The 13,057-nt window shown below is 59.0% G+C and carries 9 protein-coding genes; 7 read left to right on the top strand and 2 right to left on the bottom strand.

Annotated features, from left to right (window positions below; all coding sequences use genetic code 11):
- Positions 1–9: 9 nt before the first annotated feature.
- Complete coding sequence (locus tag QE408_RS05725; protein ID WP_306929267.1) at positions 10–1,314, top strand: LLM class flavin-dependent oxidoreductase; 1,305 nt, start codon at positions 10–12, stop codon at positions 1,312–1,314.
- Between the two features lie 163 nt (positions 1,315–1,477).
- A complete protein-coding gene (locus QE408_RS05720; RefSeq protein ID WP_306929266.1) occupies positions 1,478–2,314 on the top strand; it encodes a D-amino-acid transaminase in 837 nt (278 codons plus the stop codon).
- Between the two features lie 16 nt (positions 2,315–2,330).
- Here QE408_RS05720 and QE408_RS05715 read toward each other — a convergent pair whose 3' ends face one another.
- Positions 2,331–3,212, bottom strand: a complete 882-nt coding sequence (locus QE408_RS05715) for a LysR family transcriptional regulator (RefSeq protein ID WP_306929265.1) — start codon at positions 3,210–3,212, stop codon at positions 2,331–2,333.
- Positions 3,213–3,373: 161 nt separating this feature from the next.
- On the opposite strand from QE408_RS05715, the gene QE408_RS05710 reads away from it, so the two are divergent.
- Entirely contained in the window at positions 3,374–4,885 is a 1,512-nt protein-coding gene (locus QE408_RS05710; protein WP_306929263.1) for an MFS transporter, read from the top strand.
- Here the strand turns inward: QE408_RS05710 and QE408_RS05705 are convergent.
- Positions 4,875–6,407 (bottom strand): serine hydrolase domain-containing protein, encoded by a 1,533-nt coding sequence (locus QE408_RS05705; protein WP_306929261.1) that lies wholly within the window; start codon positions 6,405–6,407, stop codon positions 4,875–4,877. The two genes, QE408_RS05710 and QE408_RS05705, sit on opposite strands and share 11 nt — an antisense overlap.
- A 110-nt stretch (positions 6,408–6,517) precedes the next feature.
- Between QE408_RS05705 and QE408_RS05700 the strand changes: the two genes are divergently transcribed.
- From QE408_RS05700 to QE408_RS05685, 4 genes are all read left to right on the top strand, one after another.
- Entirely contained in the window at positions 6,518–7,555 is a 1,038-nt protein-coding gene (locus QE408_RS05700) for a dipeptidase (RefSeq protein ID WP_306929260.1), read from the top strand.
- A gap of 147 nt (positions 7,556–7,702) precedes the next feature.
- Positions 7,703–10,303, top strand: coding sequence for a bifunctional lysylphosphatidylglycerol flippase/synthetase MprF (gene mprF / locus QE408_RS05695; RefSeq protein ID WP_306929258.1), 2,601 nt, complete (start codon positions 7,703–7,705; stop codon positions 10,301–10,303).
- On the top strand, positions 10,300–11,664 hold the full coding sequence (locus QE408_RS05690) for a virulence factor family protein (RefSeq protein ID WP_306929255.1): 1,365 nt from the start codon (positions 10,300–10,302) through the stop codon (positions 11,662–11,664). Before mprF ends, QE408_RS05690 begins: the two co-directional genes overlap by 4 nt.
- Before the next feature lie 187 nt (positions 11,665–11,851).
- The gene (locus tag QE408_RS05685; RefSeq protein ID WP_306929254.1) at positions 11,852–12,994 is read left to right on the top strand and encodes a M24 family metallopeptidase; all 1,143 of its coding nucleotides are present in this window, start codon (positions 11,852–11,854) and stop codon (positions 12,992–12,994) included.
- Positions 12,995–13,057: the final 63 nt, after the last annotated feature.

Here is a 13,057-nt window from a genome sequence, read left to right as displayed (position 1 = left end):
ACTTTTGCCATGACTGCCAAGCGACAAATCCACCTCGGCCTGTTTCTCCAGGGCGCGGGCCATCACGTCTCAGGTTGGCGGCACCCGAAGGCGGAAGCGGGGAGCGAGAATTTCGACCTGCTTCGCCGCGTCACGCAAGCCGCCGAGCAGGCGAAGTTCGACATGGTGTTCCTGGCGGACGGATTGACCAGTGGCGTCGATGCCCATCCATCCACCATTGCCCGTTTCGAACCGCTGACGCTGCTAGCGGCACTTGCCCTCGTTACCGACAAGATCGGTCTTGCCGCGACATCCTCCACGACCTACGGCGAACCCTATCATATAGCCCGAGCCTTCTCCTCGATCGACCATCTGAGCCACGGGCGTGCCGCATGGAATATCGTCACGACTTCCTATGCCCGCACTGCCAACAACTTCTCCAAGTCGCATCCCGAGCATGATGAGCGCTATGCGGTGGCAGAAGAATTCGTCGATGTGGTTCGCGGTCTCTGGGACAGCTGGGATGATGACGCTTTCATCAAGGACAAGCAGAGCGGCATCTATGCCGATCCGAACAAGGTGCATGTGCTGGATCACAAGGGCAAATACTACTCGGTCAAAGGTCCACTCAACATTCCGCGCGCGCCACAGGGTCACCCGATTCTGATCCAGGCTGGCTCGTCCGGTCCGGGACAGGATCTTGCCGCCCGCACCGCAGATGTGGTCTTCACCGCGCAGCAAAGCCTTGCGGAGGCTCAAGGATTCTACAAGAGCCTGAAATCACGCGTGGAGAAATTCGGACGTTCTCCAGATGCCGTTGCCGTCATGCCGGGCTTCCTGCCGGTGATTGGGCGCACGTCGAAAGAAGCGGCGGAAAAACTGGCAGAACTCGACCAGTGGACGGAGCTGAAAAGCGCCATGCCGCTCCTCGAAGAGCGCATCGGTCACAGCCTTGCCGATTATGATCCGGATGGTCCTTTGCCGGATCTGCCGATCTCCGACCAGTTGCGCAGCCGGGCCGAGCTTTTGACGGCGCTGGCCAGACGCGAGAACCTGACGATCCGCCAGTTGGCGCTGCGCGTGGCTGCCGGACGCGGCCACCATATCGTGCTTGGCACGCCTGTCGAGGTTGCGGACCGTATGCAGGAATGGTTCGAAACCCGAGCCGCCGACGGCTTCAACGTCATGCCGCCCTTCTTCCCAGAAGGGCTTGAGGACTTCACGCAGCTGGTCGTGCCCATTCTGCAAGAACGGGGGCTGTTTCGCACTGAGTACACTGGCTCGACCCTGCGCGACCATCTCGGGCTCGTCCGTCCAGCCCTTACCTCGGCCTGATCCTATCGTCCAGACCGTTATCCAACCTGACGCCAATCCTACCGGTTCTCGTAGCCGCCAGCCTTGCATCCTGAGGGTCGCAATGCCAGACAGGGATAACGGCTGGTAGGCATAGGACAGGCAGAGGCAGGATTATGAACAGAACGGTTTACTTGAATGGTGCATGGGTTGCGGAAGTGACGCGAAAGTATCGGTCTTCGATCGTGGCTTTCTGTTTGCCGACGCCATCTATGAGGTGACAGCCATCATTCAAGGCAAGCTCGTCGATTACTCTGGTCATCTTGCCCGCCTGAAACGATCTCTGGATGCGCTCGGTATTGCCATGCCGGTGGCGGAAGCCGAATTGCTGGAACTGCACAAGGAAATCGCGCGGCGCAACGGCGTCGAAGATGGTCTTATCTATCTGCAGGTTTCCCGCGGCGTTCAGGATCGTGATTTCGTTTTTCCAGAGACGATGCAACCGACCTTCGTGATGTTCACCCAGACCAAGAAGGTGCTGGACAATCCGAAGTGGAAGACGGGTCTTTCCGTCAAGACTGTCCCTGAGGGCCGCTGGTCGGACCGGCAGATCAAGACCGTTCAGCTTCTCTATTCGTCGCTGCGCAAGACGCAAGCCAACCGGGAAGGCTACGACGACGTCCTCTTCATCGAAAACGGCTACATCACCGAGGCAAGCTCCGCCAATTTCCATATTGTCACGCAGAACGGCACACTCGTTACCCGCGATCTATCGAACGCGCTGCTGCACGGCATCACCCGCGGCTCCATTCTGCATCTTGCCAGACAGGCCGACCTTGCCGTTGAAGAGCGCGCCTTCACCCCAGAAGAAGCCAAGTCCGCATCCGAGGCCTTCGTGACGTCTGCCACCAGCTTCGTCACGCCGGTGGTCAAAATGGATGGTGACACGATCGGTAACGGCGAAATCGGCCCCATCAGCCGTCGTCTGCTGGATATCTATATCCGCGAGCAGATCGCCACGGGCATTCCGATCGCGAACTGAATTCTGCATCCCACGATCAGGCGTTTACAAGGCTGATCCGCCGGTTGCTCGATTTGCGGTGCTCACTGAAGGCTGCGGTGATCGCACGCAGTGTCTCTCGCGTTTTGGCGTCGGTGAGCGAGGAATGCAGCATGATCGATAGCGAAGGGATCGGCGGCAAGCCGAGCGCATGGCCGACCTCGATCATGTCCGGCGTTGCCAACCGGCAGGGAAATGCGGCGACGGCAAGGCCAGCAGAAAGTGCCGCAGTGACGGCGGACGTGCCTCCGATAAAGACTTCCGTCCAGGGAATTGATGCGCCGTCCAGCAGGCGGGTCGCCACTTCGCGCACGGTGCAGCAGGTCGGATGGCTGGCGAGCGGCATCGGCTCTCCGGACCGATGCTCGAAATCGGCAGAGGCAAACCATCCGAAATGTTCCGGGCCCAGCACCTCCCCGCCCCTGCGGTCATCATCGCTTCGAACGATAATCGCATCGAGCGCACCCGCCTCGTAGGAGTCGAGAAGCGCGCGTGAATTGTCGATCATGACTTCGACCTTGAGGCAGGGGTCGAGCGTCTTCAGCTTGGCCAAGAGGATCGGCATTTCCGGCCCCATGATATGGGCAGCGATCCCAAGCCGGAAGCGTCGCCGCTCGGCGGTCAATGCAGCCATTGCTCGCTCATGGGCAGCGAGAAACTCCCTTGCTGGTGTCAAGAAGGTTTCGCCTTGCGCCGATAACCGGACTTGCCTTGGTGTGCGTTCGATCAACCGCTTTCCAAGACGATCTTCGAGCCGTTTGAGCTTGACGCTGACCGCACCCTGCGTGGAACCGAGCGCTTCTGCAGCACGTGTGAAGCTCTGATGGTCCGCGATCATCACGAAGGCCCTGACAGCATCGACTTCCAGCATACTAAGCATCCCATTTTGTTATCACTGAAATCCTCTGACATGCGATTGATGGATGATCAAGACTCCGGCAGGTTCGCTTCGACACAAATCAATTTGCAAGGCCCTCGTGCCCAGTCTTCGCATCCTGCTGGATGCGATGTGCCTTGCATTGTGGAAAAGCAAGGCAGACCATGACAAACTATCCACCATCCAGAAATCGTCTAGCGCTCGTCGCCGTATGTCTGTCGGCATTGATGCTGGGGCTTGAAATCACCAGCATTCCATCGATCTTGCCGACACTTGAGAAAGTCCTTTCAGCCGACTTCCAGCAACTTCAGTGGATCATGAACGCCTATACGATAGCGATGTGCTCCGTGCTGATGGCGATGGGGACGCTGGGGGACCGGTTTGGACGCAAACGAGTCTTCATGATCGGCATCACGGTCTTCGCCGTCGCCTCGCTGATTTGCGGACTGGCGACCAGCGCGCCCCTGTTGATCGCGGCCCGCTTTCTTCAAGGAACGAGTGCTGCTGCAATGCTTGCGTGCCAGGTCGCGGTTCTATCCCATCAGTTCCAGGATGCAGCCGAGCGCGGCAAAGCCTTTGGCTGGTGGGGTATCATCTTCGGAATAGGCCTGGGTTTTGGCCCGATCGTCGGGGGAGTGCTTATCACACTCACAAGTTGGCACTGGGTTTTTCTGATCCATGTGATGATTGCAGTCGCAACCTTCATCTTCGCACGCAAGGGCGTCGAAGAGTCGGTCGATCCACACGCAACACGCCTCGATGTGGCAGGGATGGCAACACTTTCGCTTGCCGTCTTCGGCACCGTCTATCTCATCACGCAGGGCCAGCAGCTCGGACCGGCAAGTCCTGTGACGTTGACGTTGCTTGCCGTGTGTGGTGCGAGCCTCCTACTGTTCATAATCATCGAGACACGGGTCGCCCGACCTATGTTCGATTTCCGGGCGCTCCGCGTCCGTCGCTTCTCCGGTGCAATCATAGGGTCGAGTGGCATGAATTTCAGCTTTTGGCCCTTCGTCATCTATCTGCCGATCTATCTTCAGGCCGTGCTTGGCTATGATGCGATCGCAGCAGGCATGACGGTACTGGCCTACACGCTTCCAACCATTGTCGTTCCGCCGCTTGCCGAACGGCTGCTGCTCAACCGGGGACCGAGACTTGTGATCCCACTTGGCCTCCTCACCATCGGTGCGGGCTTCATGCTCTTGATGCTGGTGATCGGCAGTGAGCATGCAAGCTGGCTGACTTTGCTGCCGGGTTGCGTCTTGGCTGGCGTCGGACTGGGCCTGACCAATACGCCTGTCACCAACACGGCAACGGCAGCACTGCCGCCGGAACGCAGCGGTATGGCATCGGGCATGGATATGAGCGCCCGCATGATCTCGCTCTCCATCAACATTGCGCTGATGGGGCTTATCTTGTCGAGCAGCGTATCCGGCTACATCCTGCACGCGGTTCCCGATACACTCTCCAACGCCACGCTGCGGATTCTCTCGGATCTGATATCGGCCGGAAACCTCGCCGCCAGCGAAAGCCAAGGCCTGTCGGTCACGTTGGCTCAGGAAGCACTGGCGCACGGAATTTGCAGGGTCACTCTCTACGGCGCGATCTCGGCGTTGATCCTGGCCTTGGCGAGCTTCATAATCTTCGGAAACAGCCGCGCGCCCCTCAAAAGCTAGCAGACCGGTCAGCTTCCCGTCGATACTCGATCATCCTGGCACGGCTGGTCACAAGCTCCACATGGTCATCGCCGAGCATGTGGAGGCAGACCCGCTTCGTCCAGGGTCCGTCGTGGAGAGTGAACAGATAGCGCCCGCTGCCCAGACTGGTCAGCGGTCTACCGCGCCGAAGCGGGCCGATGCCCATGACGACCGAACCTGCAACGATGTCGAACTCCGCGCCCTCATCCGAGCGCCAGCGTCCATCGAGTGTTGCCGGAACGTCGACGGTTGGCACGACAGGACGAAATTGCCGGGTTGCATGACCGACTTCCCCAGTGAGTGCCGAACCATCGAGGCGAAGACGGATCGGTGACGACGCTGAACGGGACGAGACCCATCCATCATCATCTTCATAGAGCGTGTCTTCGGCATCTAGGAAGCTGCAGGTGCTGCCCTTGATCTCCAGCCACCAGGGGCCGGTCTCGGTGACGTAGAGCCCATCCGGCAAGGATACCGAAGGTTTCGGCAGCGGCAAGCCCGTTAGTGACGCCATGCTTTCGAGCGCGATCTTGAAGCCGTTGGTGTCCTCACGATTGGAGAGGACGACAAAGCCGGTGCCGTTCTCGGGATCGAGCAGGAAATAGCTCTTGTAGCCGGGATGCGACCCGCCGTGGCCGACGAAACGGCTCGCTCCGAGGTGGGTCCAACGCAGGCCGAGGCCGTATTCGCTCATCCTGCCATGCGCAAGCGGGCGCGGCGCCGACAATTGAGCGAGCAGGCCGGAAAAACCATTCGCTCCCTCCAACAGGCACTGCAGCCATGCCACCAGTGCCTCAGCGCTTCCGGCGAGACTACCGGAAGCAGAGAGATGAAGGCCGGCTGCGGACAATTGCCAGCCATTATCGGACTTCCAATAGCCGGGCGCGAGACCGGCAACGGGATCATTCCAGACATCCGGAGCGGCCAGGCCAATTCCCAAGGGCTTGGCGATCCGCTTCTGCACGAAGTCATCGAAGCGCAGGCCCTTTCGCGCCAGTGCGGCCTCGACCAGCCGGTAGCCGGTATTGGAATAGGAGACTTCCGTTCCAGCTGGAAAATTCAGCCGCCTCTGGCGCGCAACATACTCCAACAATGGCTCCGCTCTGGTCTCGCTATAGACCGATAGCCCAAGAAGCGAGAGGCATTCACGCACATCCGGCAAGCCCCCGCTCATATCCAGCGCCTGACCGACAGTGACGTCGCGGAGTGGGGACTGCAACTCCGGGAGATGATCGGCAAGCGTATCATCGAGGCCGATCGCATCGGCATTCGTAAGGACCATCGCGCAGAACACATGTTTGGTGAGCGATGCATAGCGGGCGACGGTCTGAGACGAGAACGGGACGAGAGTCGAGAGACTTTCAACGCCACCCGCATGGACAAACCGAGTGCCGGAAAGATCGAAGCCGACCACGCAGCCACCCGGCTCATCTTCGCCCCAACGCGAAACCAACTCCCCAGCGGTTTTTGAAGCCGCGCTCCAGTCCATCGTCGTCGCCATGAGTCTCATCCTCATTGTTCCACCAGGCGGCGGAAATCATTCTTGCATTGCATTTGCCCCGCTCTCGGGGATAGAGCAAGAACGCCATGACATCAGTTGGAAGCAATCCTATGACCGATCAAACCGTCCTGCCCGTCTTCGATGGGCATAATGATGTTCTGCTGCGATTGAAACTCGCCGGCTATTCAAACCCGGAAGAGCGTTTCATCGACGGCGACAGCGTCGGCCATATCGATCTTCCCAAGGCTAGGAAAGGCGGATTGGCCGGTGGGCTTTGCGCCGTCTACATCCCCTCACCCCGCGGAACCGACGCTAATGGCGATTTCCTCGCGCCGACGCAGCAGACAGCGCTTGCCACGACGCTTGCGATGGCGGGTCTGCTGTTTCGCATCGAAGCGCAGTCCAAGGGTGGGCTGAAGGTCTGCCGCAATGTCGCCGATATCCGTGATGCCATGACGCACGGCGCTTTCGCCTCCGTTTTCCACATCGAAGGTGTCGAAGCCTTCGACGCTGACTTGGAAGCGCTCTACGTCCTGCATCAGGCAGGCCTTCGCACGCTCGGTCCGGTCTGGAGCAGGCCCAATATCTTTGCCTATGGCGTTCCCTTCCGCTTTCCCTCTTCGCCAGATATCGGACCGGGGCTGACGGAAGCAGGACGGCGCCTCGTCAAGACCTGCAACGAGCTGAAGGTCATGATCGATCTGTCGCATATGAACGAGCAAGGCTTCTGGGACATTGCCAAGTTGTCCGACGCGCCGCTGGTCGCCTCACACTCCAATGCCCATGCGCTTTGCAACCACAGCCGCAACCTGACCGACCGGCAGCTCGACGCCATTCGCGACACGGGCGGCCTGGTGGGCATCAACTTCGGCGTTCTCTTCCTGCGCCAGGATGGCATCAAGAACCCGGATACGGATATTCGTGAGCTGGTTCGCCACGTCGATTATATCGTCGAGCGTATCGGCATCGACCATGTGGCACTCGGCTCCGACTTCGATGGCACGACAATTCCAGCTGCTATGCGGGATGCGTCCGACTTGCCGCTTCTCATCGAGGAGCTTCGCAAAGCCGGCTACGATCAGGCATCGCTGGAAAAAATCGGCCATGGCAACTGGCTACGGGTTTTAGAGCGCAGCTGGGGTGCGTGAGCCAGTATTCCCTCATGCATTTTAGACAAACGACATACTGTAGATAATCTCACAAAGGTTATGAATTTTCGTATTTGTGAAACCACAACGAATTACTGTCATAATCCTGTGATTGGCAAACTGCGCCTCGCTTTCGTGGAACATTAAATGACAGAGAAGAACGACGTCACGCCGATTGAAGAGGCCGAAGGCGGCCTGAGCGGTTTTTTCGAACGTTACAAGCCCCATTTGACATCGCTTGCGGTGATCGCCGTCTTCGTCATGATGACGGTCACGATCTATCGCCTCACCTCAGAGGTCCGCTACGATGACATCGTCGTCGCTCTTCTCGACACTAGCTGGAAATCGGCCTTTCTGGCCGTTCTGTTCACCGCGCTCAGTTTCGCCGCGCTGATCTGCTACGACCTCAATGCCATCGAATTCATCGGCAAGCGCCTTAAAAAGCCTTCCGTCATCGCGACGGCCTTCATCGCCTATGCCGTTGGCAATACTGCCGGTTTCGGACCTTTGAGCGGTGGCGCGATCCGTTTCCGCGCCTATACGCGTATGGGACTGACGCCCTCCGACATCGCCCGCGTCATCGCCTTCGTCACGCTCTCCTTCGGCCTCGGCCTCTTGTCCGTCAGCGCGCTCGCAACCTTGATCGTCGCGCCACGCGTCGCCAGCATCATGGGCGTAGATGCGATCTGGCTTCGCGGCGCTGCGGTCATCGTCATCCTCGTTCTGGCAACGCTGATCTATGTCGGCCGCAATGGGCGCGTTGTTCAGATCCGTCAGTTGAAACTGCGCCTTCCCGACAGCCGCACTTCCTCGCGCCAGTTCCTTGTGTCCGCGCTCGATATCGCGGCATCGGCCTCGGTGCTCTATGTGCTCTTGCCGGAAACCAATGTCGGCTGGCCGAGCTTCTTTGCCATCTACGCCACTGCCGTGGGTCTCGGCGTTCTCAGCCACGTACCGGCAGGTCTCGGCGTTTTCGAAGCAGTGATGGTCGCGGGTCTCGGCAATGCCATCAGCCTCGATCAGCTTCTCGGCGGTCTTGTTCTTTACCGCGTCATCTATCACGTCCTGCCGCTTCTCTTCGCCATCATCCTGATGCTGATCACCGAGATGAAGCATTTTGCCGCGAAGCCGGTGATGGCCGATATCGGCAATCTCGCCGGTCGGTTGGCGCCGTCGCTTCTTTCGGCTTTCGCCCTCATCCTCGGCGCGATGCTGATCTTCTCTTCCGTGACGCCAACGCCGAACAGCAACCTGGATTTCCTCTCGAACTTTGTTCCGCTTCCCATCATCGAAGCTGCGCACTTTCTTTCCAGTATCCTGGGCCTCGGTCTCGTCGTCGCATCGCGCGGCTTGAGCCAGCGGCTGGATGGCGCATGGTGGGTGGCGCTGGTGGCAGCATCCGGGGGCCTGTTCCTCTCGCTGATCAAGGCCATCGCCATTTTCGAGGCGATCTTCCTCGGCATCTTCATCGTGGCGCTGTTCTTTAACATGCGCGCCTTTACCCGCCACGCCTCGCTTCTGCGGCAGGCGCTTGGCCCCACCTGGATCGCCGCCATGGCGGTGATCGTCGCCGGTGCGGCCACTATTCTACTCTTCGTCTATCGCGACACGGATTACAGCCAGACGCTGTGGTGGCAGTTCGAATTTTCCGAGGAAGCGCCACGAGGCCTTCGTGCGGTCCTCGGTCTGGTGCTCGCTTCTTCCACCATCGCCATCTTCAGCCTTTTGCGACCCGTCACCTACCGGCCGGAGGAGATCAAACCTGACGACATCGAGAAGGCCACCGAAATCGTCGCCAAGCAGGACGTGGCCGACGCCAATCTCGTGCGTATGGGCGATAAGCACATCATGTTCTCGGAAAAGGGCAACGCCTTCATCATGTATGGTATTCGTGGCCGCTCTTGGATCGCACTCGCCGATCCTGTTGGAGACGAAAGCGAATTTTCCGATCTGATCTGGCAGTTCGTCGAAACCGTGCGTGCCAATGGCGGACGAGCCGTCTTCTACCAGATCTCTTCCGCGTCGCTGCCCTATTGCACAGATGCCGGCTTGCGCGCCTTCAAGCTTGGCGAACTCGCCATGATCGACCTCAAGCGCTTCGAACTGAAGGGCGGCAAGCTTGCCAATCTGCGCCAGTCGCTGAGCCGTGGAGCGCGTGACGGCCTGACCTTTTCGGTTGTCGATACACAGGATGTACCGGCCATCTATGACGAGTTGAAGAGCGTCTCCGATTCCTGGCTGGAGCACCACAACACCCGCGAGAAGACCTTCTCGCTCGGCTCCTTCGAGCGCGACTACATCCTCTCTCAGCCGGTTGCCGTGCTGCATAAGGATGGCAAGATCACCGCCTTCGCCAATCTGCTGATGACCGATACCAAGAACGAAGTCACGGTGGACCTGATGCGCTTTGCGCCGGATGCGCCGCGCGGTTCCATGGACTTTCTTTTCGTCAGCATCATCGAGCACATGCGTGAACAGGGCTATGCCCAGTTCAACCTCGGCATGGCGCCGCTGTCCGGCATGTCGAAGCGCGATGCCGCACCGGTCTGGGACCGTATCGGCGGCACCTTGTTCGAGCATGGCGAGCGCTTTTACAATTTCAAAGGCCTGCGCGCCTTCAAGTCTAAATTTCATCCCAAATGGGAGCCACGGTATGTTGCCGTCTCGAACGGCACGAGCGCCGCTCTGGCATTGATGGACGCAACGGTTCTCATCAGCGGCGGCGTGAGAGGAGTGATCGGTAAATGAGATTTTTGAAACGCCTCACAGGCGCATTGCTTACGGCAGCGGTTTTGCTGCCCTCACACGCGCCAGCGCAGGACGCTCAAAAATACGAGACCGGCATGATCCCGGCCAATCACATTCTCCTGCCCGATGGCGATATCACCTCCACGGTTTTCCTGGTGTCGGATGGCAATGGCTGGGATGAAAGCGAGCAGAAGGAAGCAGACGCTCTGCTCGAAAAGGGTGCCGCCGTCGTCGGCATCGATTTTCCTGCCTATATAAAGTCGCTTGAGACCGACCCGGATGACTGCGTCTACATGATTTCCGACATCGAGCAACTCGCGCAGGAAATCCAGCGCAAGGCCGGCGTCTCGAATTACAGCCTTCCAATCATCGCCGGCACAGGCGATGGCGGCGCGCTTGTCCTGGCGATGATCGCCCAGAGCCCGGCGGCAACCATTGGTGAGGCCGTCGCAGTTGATCCGGTGGCGAGCATTCCTTTGAAGAAGGTGCTCTGCACGCCTGCAACGAAAGACAAGGACGGCGATCGCACCATCTACGGCCTGACCGATGGTGCGCTTCCCGCGCCGGTTACCGTTCTCTTCACGCCCAAGGCCGATCAGAAGGGCCGCGCCCATGTGGATGCACTTTTGAAAGATCATTCGGACATCGACGTGAAGGATGTCACCGACGACGCGACGACGGCGCTGACCCAGGTTCTTCAGGACCGGATCGATGCCGCCGCAAATTCCGACAGCCCGCTTGGCCTGCCGCTCACCATTCTCGAAACCAAGCCGACCATGGACACGATGGCAATCATCTATTCCGGTGACGGCGGCTGGCGCGATCTCGACAAGGATGTCGGCGGCTTCCTGCAACAGGACGGCATACCAACCGTCGGCGTCGATTCCCTGCGCTATTTCTGGTCTGAGAAGAAGCCGCAGGATGTGGCCAACGATCTCGCGCGCATCATCGACACCTACCGTAAGGAATGGAAGGTCAACAATGTCCTGCTGGTCGGCTATTCCTTCGGCGCAGACGTTCTGCCAGCAGCTTACAATGCCCTGCCTGAGAAGGATAAGTCTCGTGTGGTGCAGATGAGCCTGCTATCGCTATCGCATGAAATCTCCTATGAGATTTCGGTTGGCGGCTGGCTGGGTGTTTCCTCGGATGGCGCGGAAGATCCCGTCAACGATCTTGCCAAGATCAACCCCAAGATCGTCCAGTGCGTCTATGGCACGGATGACGATGAAAGCGCCTGCCCTGCGCTGAAAGACAAGGGCATGGAGCTCGTCGGGATCGAAGGCGGCCACCATTTCGATGAAGACTATGAGGCGCTGACGCGCAAGATCATTGCTTCGCTGAAGCAGCGACTGCAAAAATAACGCCGCTCCAGTCACTGTCGACATCTTGAATACAGCCGGCAGGCTTTGTACTGATTCTGACAGCGTGTCGTGCAAACGGGTCGAACGACCTGTGTCAGCGACGTTGCTAAAGAACAATGGCCCGAAACGTGGCGCATATCGGAGATATTGCGACACGCCGTGGGTACGGCAACCAAAGTGTGTGTACATGCAATTTCCCAACAAGCCCGCTGCCATTTCCCATACCGAACGACAGGAGCGGCTTCAGCGCTTACGGGTGAAAATGCGCGAGCATGGCTTCAGCGCCGTCCTTCTCGGCTCGACTGAAAGCCTGCGCTATTTTACCGGGCTGGTATGGCACCAGAGCGAGCGCCTGCTTGGTGCCGTCATCACCTCTGATGCTCTCCATTACATCGTGCCGGGCTTCGAAAAGAGCCGCGTCGACACACTACCGCATCTGGAGGGCGAGGTTCACATCTGGCAGGAAGAAGAAAGCCCTGCGGCACGCGTCGCAAGCCTTGCCGGTCGATCCGGCCTGATCGCGCTGGATGACGCACTCCCGCTTTTCATCTATCACAGCCTTGCCGCCAAGGTCGGGCCCGATCGTCTCGTCGACGGAGGCCCAGTGATCCGCGGCCTCCGGCTTCTCAAGTCCAGCGCCGAAATTGCCATTATTCACTACGCGATGAACCTGACGCTGGAAGTGCACAAGCGCGCTCATGCCATGATGAAGCCAGGCGTGGTCGCATCCGATGTCGTCCGCTTCATCGACGAGCAGCACCGTGCGCTTGGCGGCGAGGGCGGCTCTTCCTTCTGCATCGTCTCCTTTGGTGAGGCGACATCGCTGCCTCATGGCGCCGACGGAGAACAAACCTTACAGCCGCGCGACGTCATTCTGGTCGATACGGGAACGCGGATCGACGGTTATCATTCCGACCTGACCCGCACCTACGTGATGGACGAGCCAAGCGCTGATTTCGCCCGCGCCTGGGCCATTGAACGGGAAGCACAGCAGGCAGTTTTCGATGCCGCGCAGCTTGGCGCACCTTGTGAAGATCTCGATACGGCAGCCCGCGCCGTGATGGCACGGCATGGACTTGGGCCGGATTACGCTCTTCCTGGACTACCACACAGGGCGGGCCATGGTCTTGGACTGGAGATCCATGAAGGCCCGTATATCGTGCGCGGGAACACGCAGCCGCTTGTCGCCGGCATGTGTTTCTCCAACGAACCGATGCTGGTTTATCCGCAAAAGTTCGGCATCCGTCTTGAGGATCACATCTATATGGCTGCGGACGGCCCGCACTGGTTCACCCAGCCAGCCCACTCGCCCGTCCAGCCATTCGGTTAAATTCGGACGTCCAGGCTCTCCTCCACCTATATTAGCCCTTGCGTAAGATTCATATATTTTCTA

It is taken from the genome of Agrobacterium larrymoorei (assembly GCF_030819275.1).
GTDB lineage: Bacteria > Pseudomonadota > Alphaproteobacteria > Rhizobiales > Rhizobiaceae > Agrobacterium > Agrobacterium larrymoorei_B.
This window is presented reverse-complemented; position numbering and strand designations above follow the sequence as displayed.

Coding starts and splice junctions, on each gene's coding strand:
- QE408_RS05710 (WP_306929263.1), top strand. CDS start 3,374: ATGACAAACTATCCACCATCCAGAAATCGTCTAGCGCTCGTCGCCGTA.
- QE408_RS05690 (WP_306929255.1), top strand. CDS start 10,300: ATGAGATTTTTGAAACGCCTCACAGGCGCATTGCTTACGGCAGCGGTT.
- QE408_RS05685 (WP_306929254.1), top strand. CDS start 11,852: ATGCAATTTCCCAACAAGCCCGCTGCCATTTCCCATACCGAACGACAG.
- QE408_RS05715 (WP_306929265.1), bottom strand. CDS start 3,212: ATGCTTAGTATGCTGGAAGTCGATGCTGTCAGGGCCTTCGTGATGATC.
- QE408_RS05725 (WP_306929267.1), top strand. CDS start 10: ATGACTGCCAAGCGACAAATCCACCTCGGCCTGTTTCTCCAGGGCGCG.
- mprF (WP_306929258.1), top strand. CDS start 7,703: ATGACAGAGAAGAACGACGTCACGCCGATTGAAGAGGCCGAAGGCGGC.
- QE408_RS05700 (WP_306929260.1), top strand. CDS start 6,518: ATGACCGATCAAACCGTCCTGCCCGTCTTCGATGGGCATAATGATGTT.
- QE408_RS05705 (WP_306929261.1), bottom strand. CDS start 6,407: ATGGCGACGACGATGGACTGGAGCGCGGCTTCAAAAACCGCTGGGGAG.
- QE408_RS05720 (WP_306929266.1), top strand. CDS start 1,478: ATGGGTTGCGGAAGTGACGCGAAAGTATCGGTCTTCGATCGTGGCTTT.